Origin of the sequence: Spartinivicinus poritis (assembly GCF_028858535.1) — a bacterium.
Classification (GTDB): Bacteria; Pseudomonadota; Gammaproteobacteria; order Pseudomonadales; family Zooshikellaceae; genus Spartinivicinus; species Spartinivicinus poritis.
The window spans coordinates 276,040-293,896 of the sequence record NZ_JAPMOU010000003.1; the positions used below are offsets into that span (position 1 = coordinate 276,040).

Here is a 17,857-nt window from a genome sequence, read left to right on the forward strand (position 1 = left end):
TCACACTCGTATTAGTCACACATGCGTCTAATCTCTACAATAGTAGATCACTATTACCATCTCGTACTTTAAGACCTCCCCCTTTTGGATTTACTTTCAAAATTATTTTAGAGTGTTACTGGAATCACAAAGCAGCCATTAATAACTAAAAAGAATAATTACCCTACATGTCGCCAGATTTACTCACAAAAAAACATTAAATAGACAACATTACTCTTTCAATGGCATAACAGACCCCTTACTTTTTTAAAAACAATGATCCCCAAAAATTAATTGCGAAGAGTCTATTTAAGCTGATATTTATTATTTTAAAAATTACAGGTGCCCTTTTATGAACTCCTTTTAAAATCGATGGGCTCATTAATGCCCCATTTCGAACGCTGATTAACCAACCAACCGAATACGCCTCCAGTAATAAACATCAGTAAACTATATGTTACCGCCGGAATGGTCATTACCGTATTACCCAGTAAAGTGCCTGCAACCAAAAGCGCTAATGTACCATTTTGAATTCCAACCTCTATACCAATAGAGATTGCTTCCCGCTTCTCTAGTCGGCAAAGCTTTGCAGTCCAATAACCTAGTGTCAGAGTTAATATATTTAAACTTAAACTGGCAGCACCTGTTTGCACAAAAAAACCTGCCATATTGTCCCAGTTTTTCGCCACAATGCCGGCAATAATTATAAATAGAATCAACACTGAAAATACTTTCACAGGCTTCTCAGCCCGTGCCGAAAAAACTGGAAATTTATTATGAATAATCATACCAATAGCCACAGGCACAATAGATATGACAATAAGCTGTAAAATGGTTTTAACAATGGGAATTGAAAATGCCTGTGACTGATCCATTAGCATCGTCATCATAAATGCAGTAAGCAATGGAATGGTAAAGGGGGTTACTAGACTGACAACAGCAGTCAAACTAATGGATAGTGCTACATCACCGCGAGACAAATAGGTGATCATATTTGATGTTGCCCCACCGGGACAAAACGCCAGTATCATCAACCCTACAGCTAACTCTGGCGATAAACTGAAGACTTTGGCTACCACAAACCCCATCACAGGTAGCATTATCATTTGGCATACAACACCAATAGCAACTGCCTTTGGGTCTTTGAGTACATGGGTAAAATCTGCCGCTGTTAGAGATAGCCCCATCCCTAACATGATCAAGAAGAGCGATAGCGGTAACACCACCTGAGTTAAGAAATCTACTTCCATATAGCTACCCTTAATAGGACTTAACAGTTATTTAAACTTGCAATTTTATAGGATAGTTTGTTTTTTATTATTACTACGGTTTTAGCCAATTATCTTTTCACGTTGACAAAAAAACGGCCCTCATAAGGGCCGTTTTTTATTAAATTACTGCTAACTAATTAGATAGCTCCAACAACAGTTTATTTAGCTTATGCACATACTGAGCGGGATCATCTAAATGACCGCCTGCTGCTAAGTTCGCTTGATCAAACAGAACCTCTGTTAAATCATTAAAGCGATCCACATCGGCTTCATTATGTAACTTTTCAACCAGTGGGTGGTCAGGGTTGATTTCAAAGGTAGGCTTGGTTTCAGGTACTGCTTGGCCAGCCGCTTCCAATACCCGACGCATTTGCGCCCCCATATCGTACTGACCAACAACCAAACAAGCAGGCGAGTCAGTTAAACGATGAGATATTCTCACTTCAGCAACTTTATCACCCAAGGCTTCTTTTACTTTTTCAACTAGGTCAGCTTTTTCCTTAGCAACTTCTTCATGAACTTTTTTCTCTTCTTCAGTATCCAGCTTGCCTAAGTCAAGCTCACCTTTAGCCACATCGACTAGCTGCTTACCATCAAACTCACCTAGTTGCTGCATTAACCACTCATCAATACGATCGTGCAGTATCAAGACTTCCAAGCCTTTTTTACGGAAGACTTCTAAATGAGGACTATTGCTAGCTGCATTAAACGATTCACCCGTAATGAAGTATACCTTGTCCTGCCCCTCTTTCATCCGGCTTACGTAGTCTTCTAGTGACTGGTCTTGCTCAGCTTTATTGGTGTGAGTAGTGCTAAAACGCAACAGCTTGGCAATTTTTTCACGATTAGTGAAATCTTCTGCCGGGCCTTCTTTTAATACCTGGCCAAAAGCTTTCCAGAAAGTAGCATATTTTTCTGCATCTTTTTTCGCCAGCTTTTCCAGCATATCCAGTACCCGCTTACTCAAGGCGCTGCGGATAGAATCAATTTTGCTGTCTTTTTGTAGAATTTCACGAGATACGTTCAATGGTAGATCGTTAGTATCCAGCACACCTTTAACAAACCGTAGATACAGCGGTAAGAACTGTTCCGCCTCATCCATGATATAAACCCGTTGTACATAAAGCTTCAGGCCATGCTGGGCTTCCCGGTTCCACATATCAAATGGCGGGTTGGTAGGAATATATAAAAGGCTAGTGTAGTCTAGCTTACCCTCAACCTTATTGTGACTCCATGCTAACGGCTCACCAAAGTCATGGCTGATATGCTTATAAAACTCTTTGTACTCCTCATCCGAGATGTCTGTACGAGGGCGAGTCCACATTGCCTTAGCGGTATTGATCGTTTCGTCTTTTGGCTCTTCTTTAGCCTTTTCTTGATCTTTTTCTTCATCACCTGTTGGCGCTGCTTCTTCTTTCATCACCACAGGGATAGCAATATGGTCAGAGTATTTACGAATCACACTGCGTAACCGATAGCCATCAGCAAAATCGGTTTCTTCCGGCTTTAAATGCAAGGTTACTTCCGTACCACGAGCCGCTTTTTCGACTTCTTCAATAGTGAACTCACCTTCCCCAGCCGACTCCCAGCATACCCCAGCTTGATCGCCAGCACGTCGGGTCACCAAAGTCACTTTATCCGCAACAATAAAAGCAGAGTAAAAACCAACCCCAAATTGACCAATTAACTGAGCATCTTTTTGCTGATCACCCGTTAATGACTTAAGAAACTGAGCGGTACCAGACTTAGCGATTGTTCCCAGGTTTTCAATCACCTCTTCGCGGGTCATACCAATACCATTATCACTAATGGTAACGGTCTTAGCCTCTTTGTCGTAGCTCACCCGCACTTTCAGATCAGAGTCACCCTCATACAGATCGGCATTGGATAACGCCTCAAAGCGCAATTTATCAGCTGCATCGGAAGCATTAGAAATCAGCTCACGAAGAAAAATTTCCTTATTGGAGTAAAGCGAATGAATCATCAAGTGAAGCAGCTGCTTTACTTCAGTTTGAAAGCCTAACGTTTCTTTTTTAGTTTCCACTGTCATGCTGACTATTACCTATTTTTACCATACAAAAGATAATTACTAACAGGACTCTACCAGCTGTTAGTAAATGACTTAGTTAATGGCTAAATGGGGATAGTTATGGATTTTTCAATAACTAAAAAAGGAAAAGAGATTTGCTAGCGATATTCTGCATAGCCAAATAGCTGACTGATATCATCAAGTTGCAGGTCAAAAGCCAATTGATGATTATTAAAGCGTATCAGTTTAAGCCGCTTAATACCTACCAGCTCTTCCCAAGCGGCATTATCTTTAGTATTGCTGTACCAGCTTACGGCAAAAGGTGCGTCGACCAAGTTCAGCTCCCCCTGACGATGAAGCAACAGCCAATGCTTCTTAGGTAAATTAATACTAAGCGACATTTCAGGCAAGTCGTTAGCTTTCCCCAACTGGTTAAATACCAGCTGCTCATTGGTATAAATAACCTGGTTGGGATTAAACGGCTCTCCTGCTAATAAACCAGCTAATTGCTGCTCAGTAGGATTTTTCTCAAACTGAGCAAGTAACGTTTGGTACTGCTCTTTGACAGGCAGCTGCCTCAACTGAAACACCGTCTGAAATACAACCGTATAAGTGCGATCAGACCAATGCTGCCAAATATCTGGATGCTCATGTTTAACGACTGTTAACCCACAACAGCAACTAACCACTCCAATTAACTGAGTCAACCAAGCAAACCGAGCCTGCTCCCAGTGACGAAGCCCAAGCCAAACAGCAACAGGCGGCACAATACACAAAACACCTAAGATTGAGTGCCGCTGATAGGCAAGCCAAAAAAAGTAGCCTCCCCCACTCACAAATAAAGCAAGCCCCAGAGCCAGCAATGCAAACGCCATACTTTACCAATCAATTTCAAAAAAGGGCAAAGATTAGCGAACACCCACTCAATTAACAAATACTTGCCGATAAACTGTTGTTTTTTTACTGACTAGAGTTAGAAACAGCCATTATTTCTCGGTATAGAGCATGGTTTTTAATACGGAAGAGTGAAACTCTCGTTGATAGAGCACCAACACAACAATGGTGGTTGCAACCATATACAACCAGGGTGTTATAAACCAAGCCAGGGTGGCTAAGCCAAAGTAGAAAGAGCGAAGCCCATAGTTAAACTGATTGCCAGCCATAGATAATACTCTGGCTGACCGAATCGCAAAGCTGTCTCGCTCCTGCTCTGATACATCATTTTCATCTTGCCGCGGGGCACTGCCAATCAGTACTGAGCTGAAATTGTACTGCCGCAAACTCCAGGTAAAAGAGAAAAATGCGTAGACAAAAATAATGATCATAATCAGAATTTTGTATTCCCATAACTGCAGGGAAGTAGAAGACACCAGCGGCATATTACTTAAAAAGCCAATCGCCTCATCTGTTGCAGCTAAGGTAGTGACTAAGCCAGCCACAATTAAAATGGCTGTTGATGCAAAAAAAGACACATTACGCTCTAAATTGGCAATAATACTGGTATCGGCTATGAGGTTTTCTCTACTCAGCACTCGCCTCATCCAATCTTCCCGGTAAAGATGCAACACCGAGGCTAAACAAGGGGTCACCTTGCCATAATACCAGGCAAACCAACTGTAGCCAGTCCAACAACAGAAAAACCAAGCCACTGCCAACACATCCAACCACTGCCCAAACATGCCATACCTCAGTATTACTACAAAAAACCAGTGCTGCGCTCGATAACAGCTTTCAGTTTCTATAACTACCTAATAACAACTTTCGGGTAAATAAGCAGAAATCCCAACGACAAGAAAAGTAACCATTAACTATTGCAGTCTTATTGCAGGCAAACTACCAACAATAAAAAAATAAAAGGCAAAAAAAAGCCGCAACAAACGTTGCGGCAAGTCGGGGTAACAAACAACCGGAAATCGAAAAGTCTATCTATAAAACACTCAGCATTTCAGAAGCAGGCACATAGCCTAACCCTTGGGCCACTGAAACGCTTTCACAAGTCACCTTGCCACGACAAACATTCAAGCCATTCAATAAGTGAGGATTTTCTGCCATCGCTTGCTTGGCACCTTTATTAGCCAGTTCAATGACGAAAGGTAAGGTGGCATTGTTTAAAGCCATTGTTGATGTACGAGCCACTGCACCTGGCATATTAGCCACACAGTAATGGACTATATCGTCCACAATATAAATTGGATCAGCATGGGTCGTTGGCTTGGACGTTTCCACACAGCCACCTTGGTCAATCGCAACATCAACAATCGCCGCACCAGGTTTCATGGCTTTAATGTGTTCGCGAGTAATCAACTTAGGTGCTGCAGCACCAGGAATCAAAATACCACCAATCACCAGGTCAGCACTCAATACATGATCAGTAATCGCTTGCTCAGTTGAATAAACCGTTTTAATTCGATTGCCATACACCAGATCCAACTGACGTAATACATCAACTGACTTATCCAGAACTACGACATCAGCGCCCAAGCCAACCGCCATAGCAGTAGCATTCTTACCAACAACACCACCACCCAATACAACAACCTTGGCAGGCTCTACACCCGGTACACCAGCTAATAAAACACCACGACCACCGCGGTACTTTTCTAAACAGTGAGCACCCGCTTGAATAGACATCCGTCCAGCCACCTCAGACATTGGTGCTAACAGAGGTAAACGTCCAGCCGCATCAGTCACGGTTTCATAGGCAATGCAAGTAGCGCCAGAAGCAATTAAGTCTTCTGTTTGTGGTACATCAGGAGCCAAGTGAAGGTAAGTAAATAACGTATGTTTTTCAGTCAAACGCTTTCTTTCGACTGCTTGAGGTTCTTTCACCTTCACAATCATTTCTGCTTTTTCAAATACAGCTTCTGCTGTATCCAGGATAGTAGCGCCTACTGCTTGATAATCAGCATCAGAAAAACCAACGCCATCACCAGCTGTGGTTTCAATAAACACTTGGTGGTTATGGTTAACTAATTCTTTAACCGCTGCCGGTGTCAGACCAACCCGATATTCGTGGTTTTTAATCTCTTTAGGTACACCAATTAACATAGCAACAGACCCCCTATCGTTATAATGGTTACTACTTCGTTATACCCTTTTTAGGTATAAATTATTTGCATACTGCTACAAAGCGGATGCGGGGCATCCATTGGCTTGCAGCGATTTTATTTAGAAAGTTTATACATACCCGGCGAAGGGTATGCAGGACTATTTGCTCAGTATAGCGACAGATTTACAGAATTTCACTTCAAATTTTAGCTTTAATTAGTTTATTTATCTAAAAATAATATCATTAAAAGAAATAACATCTATTCATTACAGCCACAAAAAAAGCAGCCTAAAAAGACTGCTTTTTTTATGATTGTGCTTAAATCAATACGCAAAACGAAGGTGCTTTAGGGTAGGCCGTCAAACAACGAAGCCCTAGGAGCCTATAATACATAGGTGACTAGGGTGAGTTGTGCAGACAACACCCCCTAAAGTGCATTCGTGAAGCGTATTTATTTCCAGCCAGTGAGTTCTGCTAATGCATCCCCAATCTCAGCCAAGCTGCGAACGGTTTTAACGCCAGCATCTTCTAATGCAGCAAACTTCTCGTCAGCGGTACCTTTACCACCAGAAATGATCGCACCAGCGTGGCCCATCCGCTTTCCTGGAGGTGCAGTGACACCTGCAATGTAAGAAACCACTGGCTTAGTAACATTGGCTTTAATGTAGGCAGCCGCTTCTTCTTCAGCGGTACCACCGATTTCACCAATCATCACAATCGCTTCAGTTTGTGGGTCTTTTTCGAACATTTCTAAAATGTCGATAAAGTTGCTGCCTGGGATTGGATCACCACCAATACCGACACAAGTAGATTGACCAAAGCCATGATCAGTAGTTTGTTTAACCGCTTCATAAGTCAAAGTACCAGAGCGAGAAACAATACCCACTTTACCTGGCTTATGAATATGACCTGGCATAATACCGATCTTACATTCACCCGGAGTGATGACACCTGGGCAGTTAGGGCCGATTAAGCGTGCACCTAACTCGTCGCATTTTACTTTGGCATCCAACATATCTAACGTTGGAATACCTTCAGTAATACAAACGATCAGTTTGATCCCAGCATTAGCCGCTTCCAAAATAGAGTCTTTACAGAAAGGCGCTGGTACATAAATAACAGAAGCTTCTGCTCCCGTTTGCTCAACGGCTTCTTTAACGGTATTGAAAACAGGCAGGCCTAAGTGAGTTTGACCACCTTTACCAGGAGTCACTCCACCAACCATGTTAGTGCCGTATTCAATGGCTTGTTCTGAGTGGAAAGTCCCCTGAGAACCTGTAAAACCTTGGCAAATAACTTTAGTGCCTTTATTAATTAAGATACTCATTATTATTTACCCTCCGCGGCTTTAACTACTTGCTGAGCAGCATCGGTCAGGCTGGTAGCAGCAATAATATCCAGGCCACTCTCAGCCAGGCGCTTAGCACCTAACTCAGCATTGTTACCTTCAAGGCGCACGACAACTGGCACGCTGACACCAACATCTTTAACTGCGCCAATAATACCGTCAGCGATCAGGTCACAACGTACAATACCGCCAAAAATATTCACTAAAACCGCTTTTACATTATCGTCAGACAAGATAATTTTGAATGCTTCAGCAACCCGCTCTTCAGTAGCACCACCACCCACGTCTAGGAAGTTAGCTGGGGCTCCACCGTGTAGTTTAACGATGTCCATGGTACCCATCGCCAGACCAGCACCATTAACCATACAACCAATGTTGCCATCTAATGCAACATAGTTAAGCTCCCAAGAAGCGGCATGGGCTTCACGGGCATCTTCCTGTGAAGGGTCGTGCATTTCTTTTAGCTTAGGCTGACGGTACATAGCATTACCATCGATATTAATTTTGCCATCTAAGCAGTGCAGGTTACCTTCAGAGGTAATAACCAGCGGGTTAATTTCAAGCAGCGCTAAATCGTAGTCTTGGAATAGTTTCGCCAAGCCTAAAAAGATTTTGGTGAACTGCTTAATTTGGGCTGGATTTAAACCCAATTGGAAAGCAATTTCACGGGCTTGATAAGGCTGCGCACCCACTAATGGGTCAATAATTGCCTTCAGAATTTTTTCTGGGGTTTCTTCAGCAACTTTCTCAATCTCTACGCCACCTTCAGTGGAAGCCATGAAAACAATACGGCGAGTTGAGCGGTCAACTACTGCGCCTAAATACAGTTCCTGATCAATATCAGTGCAAGACTCAACCAAAATTTTACTGACTGGCTGGCCTTTTTCGTCTGTTTGGTAAGTGACTAAGTTCTTACCTAACCAATTAGCTGCAAAGGCTTTTACTTCGTCTTTAGAGCTAACCAGCTTAACGCCGCCGGCTTTACCGCGTCCACCTGCGTGAACTTGCGCTTTCACCACCCACTTGTCACCACCGATTTTATCAGCGGCTTCAGCAGCTGCTTCGGGGGTATCTACCGCATAGCCTTTGGAGACAGGCAGGCCATACTCAGCAAATAATTGCTTCGCCTGATACTCATGAAGATTCATGCTTCTTCTACCGTTTGTTGTGCTGTAATTCGAGTTGCACTTAACTCAATCAACAGTACTCTATGTCATTTACATAATGTAAATGCTAAAGCTCTGTTAACCCCATTAAAAACTATAGCAATCGACATTTAGAGTAGCCTAAATTCGCATTGCTATAGCAAAAAGGCAGCTTGGCTTTATGAAAACCGAGCTACCAAACCTAATTACTTACGACGCTTTTTATTGGCGATGTGAATAGCATGGCCATCAACCGCTAATGCAGCTTCATGCAATGCTTCAGATAAGGTTGGATGTGAGAATACAGTTAAGCCCAAGTCCTCTGCACTAGAGCCGAACTCCATAGCAATAGCACCCTGTTGCACCAGCTCAGCTGCGCTTGGTCCAACAACGTGAACGCCTAAGATACGATCAGTTTTTTCGTGGGCAATCACTTTCACGGTACCTGCTGTATCGTTAGCAGCCATCGCACGACCACTGGCAGCAAATGGGAAAGTACCCACTTTGTAGGGTTCGCCAGACGCTTTCACTTCTTCTTCAGTTTTACCGACCCAAGCCACTTCTGGGTGAGTATAAATAACAGAAGGAATTAAATCGTAGTTCATTTGAGCAGCCTGGCCAGCAATTAATTCAGCTACCATAATGCCCTCTTCTGAGCCTTTATGGGCTAACATTGGACCACGCACTACGTCACCCACTGCATAAACACCAGGCACTTCTGTACGACACTGGTCGTCAACAAAAATAAAGCCGCGCTCGTCCATCTTAACACCAGAGTCATCTGCTAACAGATTTTCAGTGTAAGGACGACGGCCTACGGCAACGATGACTTTATCGAAAATTTCTTCGCACTCTTCGCCTTTCTCATCAGTGTATTTAACCGCGACTTCTTTACCACGAACTTCAGAGCCTGTTACTCGGCAGTTTAAGCGAATGTCTAGCTTTTGCTTTTTGAAAATCTTGGCCGCTTCTTTGGCAATTTGCTGGTCAGCTGCAGCCAAGAAGGTATCCATCGCTTCAAGTACGATCACTTCAGCACCCAATCGGCCCCAAACACTACCTAACTCTAAACCAATTACACCTGCACCAATGACACCTAAACGTTTAGGCACTTCTTGGAATTCTAGGGCACCTGTTGAGTCAACAATTAACCCTTCCGTTAATGGCGTTGGTGGAATTTCAATTGGACTAGAACCGGTAGCAATAATAATATTTTCAGCATTCAATAGCTCAACACTGCCGTCATGCTTAGTCACTTCCACTTGCTTACCTGCCAGTACTTTACCAGCACCTTCGTAAGCCGTGACGCCATTAGCTTTAAATAAACCTGCGACACCACCCGTTAAATTTTTAACAATCTGGTCTTTACGCTTAATCATGGCAGGGACATCAATATCAACGTTGCCTACACTGATGCCATGCACTTTAAAATGGTCTTTTGCTTCTTCGTATTTATGGGAACTATCTAATAAGGCTTTTGAAGGAATACAGCCGACATTAAGGCAAGTGCCGCCTAAAGCCACTTTACCGTCTTTACCAATCCACTTTTCAATACAAGCCGTTTTTAAACCCAATTGTGCAGCACGAATAGCAGCAACATAACCAGCAGGGCCTGCACCAACTACCACAACATCAAATTTTTGAGCCATGTTCAATGTCCTAAATCAATTTTGCGCTTGGCAAATAAACCTGGAGGTTGCTGCATTTAATTAGTTAAAAGAGCGATGCAGCAACCTCATTATTCTGAGAATAAATTAGGTGCTTAGATTTCCAGTAAAATACGAGCAGGATCTTCCAGCATTTCCTTGATAGCGACTAAGAAAGTCACTGCTTCTTTACCATCAAGTAAACGATGGTCATAAGACAGGGCTAAGTACATCATCGGTAGTATTTCTACTTTGCCATTCACTGCCATTGGCCGCTCTTGAATTTTGTGCATGCCTAAAATAGCAGTTTGTGGTGGGTTCAAAATAGGGGTAGAAATAAGTGAACCAAATACACCGCCGTTAGAAATAGTGAAAGTACCACCAGTCATTTCATCAATCGATAGCTTGCCATCGCGCGCTTTTAAGCCATACTCACGAATTTTCGCTTCAACTTCAGCCAGCCCCATATTTTCAGCATTACGTAAGACAGGCACGACCAGACCACGATCAGACGAAACAGCGACACCGACATCTTGATAGCCGTGGTAAACAATATCATTACCGTCAATAGAGGCATTTACGGCTGGATAACGCTTCAGCGCTTCCACGGCAGCCTTGACGAAAAATGACATAAAACCTAAGCGAGTGCCATTATGCGACTTTTCAAACACATCTTTGTACTTGTTGCGCAAGTCCATAATAGGCTTCATGTTAACTTCGTTAAACGTTGTTAACATCGCTGCAGTTTGCTGGGCTTGGACTAAACGCTCTGCTACACGCGCACGTAAACGGCTCATGGGTACGCGTTTTTCTTCACGAGGGCCACCACTAGCAACCGGTGCTTGTGCCGCGGCTGGTTGAGGCGCAGCGGCTGGCGCTGACTGCCCTGCTTGCTTAGCATGCGCTAACGCATCTTCTTTAGTGACTCGACCACCTTTACCTGTGCCTTTAATTGCACTGGGGTCAAGGCCATGTTCATCAGCAATTCGACGAGCAGCTGGGCTTAAAATAGCGTCACCTTCGGCTACCTGACTAGCGGCTGGTACTGCTGCTTCTGCAGCCGGTGCAGTTTCTGCGGCTGGCGCTGCAGATGCGGCAGCGCCTTCTTCAAATACGCCAATAATCGCTTCACTTTCAACCACATCGCCTTCAGCAGCGACAATTTCTTTTAACACACCATCAGCAGGTGCAACGACTTCTAAAACCACTTTATCAGTTTCAATATCTACTAATAATTCGTCGCGGCTGCAGGCTTCTCCCACTTTTTTGTGCCAAGTGGCGACGGTGCCGTCAGCAACCGATTCAGGGAAAGTAGGTGCTTTTATTTCAGTGGCCATGTTGTTTCCTTAAAAACCTTTAATGTTTACTGCTTGTTACCCAATCTTTAAATAAGGCGCTGTTACACGCCCTTCAATCATTAAATAGTGAAAGCGTCATCTACCAGCTTTTGCTGCTCTTCCACATGCACTGACATATAGCCACAGGCAGGGGCTGCAGAGGCTTCCCGACCTGCATATTCTAAATACAGCTGCTTGTTAGGATGTTCTGCTATCACCCGGCGCATATGATGCTGGCTAGAGTACCAAGCCCCCTGGTTCATAGGCTCTTCCTGACACCACACCACACGCTCTAAATTTGGGTACTGTGCAAACACAGCTTCCAAATCTTCGTGGGGGAATGGGTAAAGTTGTTCAATACGTATAATTGCTGCATCGTTAAGATTTTCTGCACGACGCTTTTGCAGTAAGTCGTAATAAACCTTACCACTACACATAATTAAACGCTTAACGTTAGCTGGCTCAATATCATCCACTTCTGGTAATACCGTATGGAAGCTACCTTCTGCCAGTTCTTCTAAGGTTGAAACAGCAAGTTTATGGCGAAGCAAACTTTTGGGTGTTAAAGCAATCAGCGGTTTACGCAGCGGACGCAACACTTGTCGTCTAAGCATATGGAACACTTGTGCAGGGGTTGTGGGTACACAAACCTGTACATTATGTTCCGCACATAACTGCAAATAACGTTCTAACCGAGCTGATGAGTGCTCAGGACCCTGTCCTTCATAACCATGGGGCAAGAGCATGGTTAACCCACACAATCGTCCCCATTTGTGCTCACCACTGGTAATAAATTGATCAATAACCACCTGAGCACCATTAGCAAAATCACCAAATTGTGCTTCCCAAATGACTAGTGCATTTGGGGTAGTGGTTGCATAGCCATACTCAAATGCCAGCACCGCTTCTTCTGATAAGAATGAATCATAAATATCAAAGGCTGGCTGATCTTCGGCAAGATTTTTTAGTGGAATATAAGCTTCACCGTCTTTTTGATTATGCAATACCGCATGACGGTGAGAGAAAGTACCACGACCTACATCCTGACCCGTAATCCGAATGGGATTGTCCTGATGCAATAGCGTGGCATAAGCCATAGTTTCCGCAAAACCCCAGTTGATGGGTAAAGCACCCGCTGCCATTTTGCGGCGGTCTTCAATGATTTTCCCTACCTGGCGCTGAACAACAACCCCGTCAGGAATATCGTGTAATTTATTAGCCAACTCTTGCAGTACATTAACATCAACCCGAGTGTCATGTTTTGCAGTCCACTCATGACCGATATAGGGTGCCCAATCAACAAACAGCTCTTTGTTAGGCTCTTTTACCAGGCTTTTCACAACATGCTGGCCATTATCCAATGCGGTGCGATAGCCTTCGAATATCTGCTTGTCCTCTTCGGCAGTCAACGTCCCTTCTTTAATCAGGCGCTCTGCATACAAAGTACGCGTGGTTGGTTGACTTTTAATAACTTGGTACATCAACGGCTGTGTACCAGAAGGCTCATCCGCCTCATTGTGGCCACGACGGCGATAACAAACCAGGTCAATGACCACATCTTTTTTAAACTGCATCCGGTAGTCTAAAGCCAGACGAGTGACAAATAATACGGCTTCTGGATCATCGCCGTTCACATGCAGAATTGGCGCCTCAACGATTTTAGCGACATCAGTGCAATATTCTGTTGAGCGGGCATCATCCTGACGACTGGTGGTAAAACCAACCTGGTTGTTAACAATAATATGGATGGTACCGCCTGTCTTATAAGCCCGGGTTTGCGACATTTGCAGGGTTTCCATTACCACACCCTGACCAGCAAATGCTGCATCACCATGAAGATTAATAGGTACCACTAAATCACGATTAACATCATTACGACGATCTTGACGCGCCCTTACCGAACCTTCAACGACAGGTGAAACAATTTCCAGGTGAGATGGGTTAAATGCCATCGCCAAGTGAATTTCACCACCAGGCGTCATCACATTAGATGAAAAGCCTTGATGGTATTTCACATCACCTGAGCCTTCATCCTGGAGTTTTTTCCCTTCAAACTCATCAAATAAATCAGCGGGGTTTTTACCCAGGATATTCACTAATAAATTCAAGCGACCCCGATGGGCCATGCCAATAACCATTTCTTTGGCACCATAGGAGCCGGCCCGTTGAATGAGTTCATCAACCATTGGCACTAAGCTTTCGCCCCCTTCCAGACCAAAGCGTTTAGTCCCTGGGTATTTAGTGCCTAAATATTTTTCTAAGCCTTCTGCAGCTGATAGTCGCTCTAATAAATGCAGTTTGGATTCTTTGCTAATCGTTGGATGGGCTCGATTGGACTCTAAGCGCTGCTCAAACCAGCGACGCTCTTCTGAATCCACTATGTGCATAAACTCAGCACCAATGGTAGAGCAGTAAGTGTTTTTTAAACCTTGCCAGATCTCTTTAAGAGTGGCTTCGTCTTTACCGAAAGAGAGGGAAACTGTTTGAAATACGGTGTCTAAATCAGCTTGATTAAGCCCATGATGTTCCAAAGTTAAATCTGGGACTTGCTGACGCTGCTGAAGATTTAGGGGGTCAAGCTTGGAATTCTGGTGACCCCGTTGACGGAATGACTCAATCAACTCCATTACCTGAACTTGTTTTTTCTCATGTTCAGAAGTAACGGAAACCGGTGCCATTACATGGGAGGTAGATCGTTGTTTGGCTAGTAGCTGGAAGTGTTCTCGAATTGTTGCATGCGAAACATCTTGAGCACTGACGCCTTCAATTTGTGGCAATTTTTCAAAATAATCACGCCACTCTTCTGGGATGGCATTTGGATCACGCAAAAATTGCTCGTATAACTCTTCTACATAAGCTGCATTGCCACCAGATATATGCGCCGTCCGCCACATCTGGTGCATGACACCTTCTTGCATTCTTATTACCCCATGAGTAAGACAGCTATCCGGCAAGTTTTGTCAGGTTTTCACCCCCGATCAAGCAAAACTGCTTTTATCTAGGGCTAAACAGCTTATTACTTGTTGACCAAATAAGCTTAAGCTGCTTTACCAGATAGGCCGACAAACAGACTCGTTATATTTCGGTTCTAACACTCACACAAAAACCGGGGCATTACGGCAGTTGTATTTAAACGAAAATTAAACACAATCTACCAGCTCCGGCTATTCAGTTGCATGACAATACATAAAATTCAAAGCACCTTTTTAAAAGCCTATCTTTAAAAAGACGCTCTTATAAACGCACTCTATATAAGCACATTCTTACAAGTACATTTATAAGTGCATTATGCACTGCAATACAGTTAACCTTGCATGTAGGGCACCTGTCGGAAATACTCAACCAACTGACGCTTTGGGTTTTATACCTATTACCAAAAGCATTTAGTATAAGTACATCTAACCAAAATAATTAAAAGGGCCTGCACCCTCCCTTTTGATTATTTTGTCAGATATTCACAGGCAGAAAAAATATCCTACTGTAAATAACTTGACCTACCTGTTTAAATGCCCTACAAAAACAGGTGCACAGTATGAACTGAAACACCTGAAATTACTATTACTAAGTCCCACTCTTTAACAGCATTTGCCTAATGTGGCCAATGGCGCGAGTTGGGTTAAGCCCCTTAGGGCAAACATTGACACAATTCATTATACCCCGGCAACGGAATACACTAAAAGGGTCGTCTAATTCTGCAAGCCGCTCTTCAGTGTGCGTATCACGACTATCTGCAAGAAAACGATAAGCTTGCAATAAACCAGCAGGACCAACAAACTTATCAGGGTTCCACCAAAATGAAGGGCAGGAAGTAGAACAGCAGGCACATAAAATACACTCATACAAGCCGTCTAATTTTTCTCTGTCTTCAGGCATTTGCAACCGTTCAATTGCTGGTGCTGGTTCATCATTCAGCAGATAAGGTTTAATTTTCTCATACTGCTTATAGAATTGACTCATATCCACTACCAGGTCACGTACCACCGGTAACCCAGGTAATGGCCGCAAAATCAGTTTATTGCTACCTTTAGTGGCCTCTGATACAGGGGTAATACACGCCAACCCATTAGTGCCATTCATATTCATGCCATCAGAGCCACATACGCCTTCACGGCAGGAACGACGGTAAGCTAACGATGGGTCCTTTTCTTTCAACAAACCCAATACATCCAGCACCATTAAATCCTTACCTTCAGGAAGATCAATGGTCACATCCTGCATGTAAGGGGTTTTATCGGTTTCAGGATTATAACGATAGATACTGACTAACATGATCTCCCCCTTAGTATTTACGTGCTTTTGGTGGAAACGCATCAACTGTCTTCGGCGAGAAATTAACGTCTCGCTTACCAATCCGTTTCTCTAATGGGAAATACATAGAGTGTTTTAACCAGTTTTTATCATCCCGATCTGGATAGTCATCTCTGGCGTGAGCACCACGACTTTCTTTGCGCTCTTCAGCCGCCATCGCTGTAGCAAAGGCTACTTCATAAAGGTTTTCCAACTCAAGTGCTTCAATACGTGCCGTATTAAATGCAGATGACTTGTCTTCTAAATGGGTATTTTGAATCCGCTCGCCAATTTCCTCGAGTATTTTAATGCCTTTTTGCATACTCTTGCCTTCGCGGAATACACCAAAATAAAGCTGCATGGTCTTTTGTAATTCAGCACGCACTTCAGCGACTTTTTCACCGCCTTTTGATGTATTTAAGCGATTCAAACGGGACATCGCTGCTTCAATATCAGTATCACTGGCATCCATTGAGTCAAAGCCTTCACGCAATGACTGCTCAATTTGTAAACCAGCCGCACGACCAAATACCACTAAGTCAAGCAGTGAATTACCACCTAAACGGTTAGCGCCGTGTACTGAAACACAAGCCACTTCACCACAGGCATAAAGACCTTCAACAACCATGTCTTTGCCTTTCTTATCTTGAGCAATCGCCTGACCACCCACATTCGTCGCCACACCTCCCATCATATAGTGACAGGTTGGGACCACCGGAATTGGCTGTTTAACTGGATCAACATGGGCAAAGGTACGGGATAACTCTAAAATACCAGGCAGACGTAAATTCAGGGTTTCGTCACCCAAGTGATCTAACTTTAACAGTACGTGGTCTTTATTTGGACCACAGCCACGGCCTTCCAGAATTTCTAAAATCATTGAACGAGCCACTACATCACGACCAGCCAAGTCTTTTGCATTCGGGGCATAACGCTCCATGAAGCGTTCACCTTCGCTATTGATTAAGTAGCCACCTTCACCACGGCAGCCTTCAGTCACCAGCACACCGGCTCCAGCAATACCGGTTGGGTGGAACTGCCACATTTCCATATCTTGAGCAGGCACACCAGCACGCAATGACATACCCACACCATCCCCGGTATTAATAAGCGCGTTAGTGGTTGATTGGTAAATACGACCAGCGCCGCCGGTTGCTAATACTGTGGCTTTGGATTTGATATAAACGGTTTCGCCGGTTTCGATACAAATCGCAACAACCCCAACAATTGACCCTTTTTGGTTTTTAACCAAATCAACGGCATACCATTCATTTAAGAAGGTAGTACCACCTTTTAAGTTACCTTGATAAAGTGCATGCAATAAAGCATGGCCAGTACGGTCAGCCGCAGCACAGGTTCTCGCCGCCTGACCACCTTCACCAAAATTTTTCGACTGACCACCAAACGGCCGCTGATAAATACGACCGGTTTCAGTACGGGAAAATGGCAGCCCCATATGCTCAAGCTCAAATACAGCTTGCGGACCTACCGAGCACATATATTCGATAGCATCCTGATCACCAATGTAATCAGAGCCTTTTACGGTGTCGTACATATGCCAACGCCAATCATCATTAGGATCAGCACTGGCAATCGCACAAGTGATACCACCTTGAGCGGAAACTGTGTGCGAACGTGTTGGAAATACTTTAGTAATACAGGCAGTTTTAACACCTGACTCGGTCAATTGCAGTGCCGCGCGCATCCCGGCACCACCACCACCAACTACAATTGCATCAAAGGAAATGGTGCGAATATTGGCCATT

Annotated in this window: 12 protein-coding genes; all 12 read right to left on the minus strand. The window is 43.8% G+C overall.

The features are described 5' to 3' along the window. Positions 1-329: 329 nt before the first annotated feature. On the minus strand, positions 330-1,229 hold the full coding sequence (locus ORQ98_RS04255) for a bile acid:sodium symporter family protein (protein ID WP_274687539.1): 900 nt from the start codon (positions 1,227-1,229) through the stop codon (positions 330-332). 154 nt (positions 1,230-1,383) lie between these two features. Next, positions 1,384-3,300, minus strand: a complete 1,917-nt coding sequence (htpG, locus tag ORQ98_RS04260; protein ID WP_274687540.1) for a molecular chaperone HtpG — start codon at positions 3,298-3,300, stop codon at positions 1,384-1,386. 137 nt (positions 3,301-3,437) lie between these two features. After that, the gene (locus ORQ98_RS04265; RefSeq protein ID WP_274687541.1) at positions 3,438-4,154 is read right to left on the minus strand and encodes a hypothetical protein; all 717 of its coding nucleotides are present in this window, start codon (positions 4,152-4,154) and stop codon (positions 3,438-3,440) included. Positions 4,155-4,265: 111 nt separating this feature from the next. Further along, positions 4,266-4,958 carry a DUF599 domain-containing protein gene (locus ORQ98_RS04270; RefSeq protein ID WP_274687542.1) on the minus strand — a complete coding sequence of 231 codons (693 nt, stop codon included), beginning with the start codon at positions 4,956-4,958 and terminating at the stop codon, positions 4,266-4,268. Between the two features lie 247 nt (positions 4,959-5,205). Further along, a complete protein-coding gene (gene ald, locus ORQ98_RS04275; protein ID WP_274687543.1) occupies positions 5,206-6,327 on the minus strand; it encodes an alanine dehydrogenase in 1,122 nt (373 codons plus the stop codon). 452 nt (positions 6,328-6,779) lie between these two features. Continuing rightward, on the minus strand, positions 6,780-7,655 hold the full coding sequence (gene sucD / locus ORQ98_RS04280) for a succinate--CoA ligase subunit alpha (protein WP_274687544.1): 876 nt from the start codon (positions 7,653-7,655) through the stop codon (positions 6,780-6,782). A gap of 2 nt (positions 7,656-7,657) precedes the next feature. Next, entirely contained in the window at positions 7,658-8,824 is a 1,167-nt protein-coding gene (gene sucC / locus ORQ98_RS04285) for an ADP-forming succinate--CoA ligase subunit beta (RefSeq protein WP_274687545.1), read from the minus strand. A gap of 203 nt (positions 8,825-9,027) precedes the next feature. Next, positions 9,028-10,470, minus strand: coding sequence for a dihydrolipoyl dehydrogenase (gene lpdA / locus ORQ98_RS04290; RefSeq protein ID WP_274687546.1), 1,443 nt, complete (start codon positions 10,468-10,470; stop codon positions 9,028-9,030). A 113-nt stretch (positions 10,471-10,583) separates the two neighbouring features. Beyond that, a complete protein-coding gene (odhB, locus tag ORQ98_RS04295) occupies positions 10,584-11,804 on the minus strand; it encodes a 2-oxoglutarate dehydrogenase complex dihydrolipoyllysine-residue succinyltransferase (RefSeq protein ID WP_274687547.1) in 1,221 nt (406 codons plus the stop codon). An 80-nt stretch (positions 11,805-11,884) separates the two neighbouring features. Continuing rightward, positions 11,885-14,722, minus strand: a complete 2,838-nt coding sequence (locus ORQ98_RS04300) for a 2-oxoglutarate dehydrogenase E1 component (RefSeq protein WP_274687548.1) — start codon at positions 14,720-14,722, stop codon at positions 11,885-11,887. 643 nt (positions 14,723-15,365) lie between these two features. Continuing rightward, positions 15,366-16,073, minus strand: a complete 708-nt coding sequence (locus ORQ98_RS04305) for a succinate dehydrogenase iron-sulfur subunit (protein WP_274687549.1) — start codon at positions 16,071-16,073, stop codon at positions 15,366-15,368. A gap of 10 nt (positions 16,074-16,083) precedes the next feature. Continuing rightward, complete coding sequence (sdhA, locus tag ORQ98_RS04310) at positions 16,084-17,856, minus strand: succinate dehydrogenase flavoprotein subunit (RefSeq protein WP_274687550.1); 1,773 nt, start codon at positions 17,854-17,856, stop codon at positions 16,084-16,086. Between the last annotated feature and the right edge of the window lies 1 nt (position 17,857).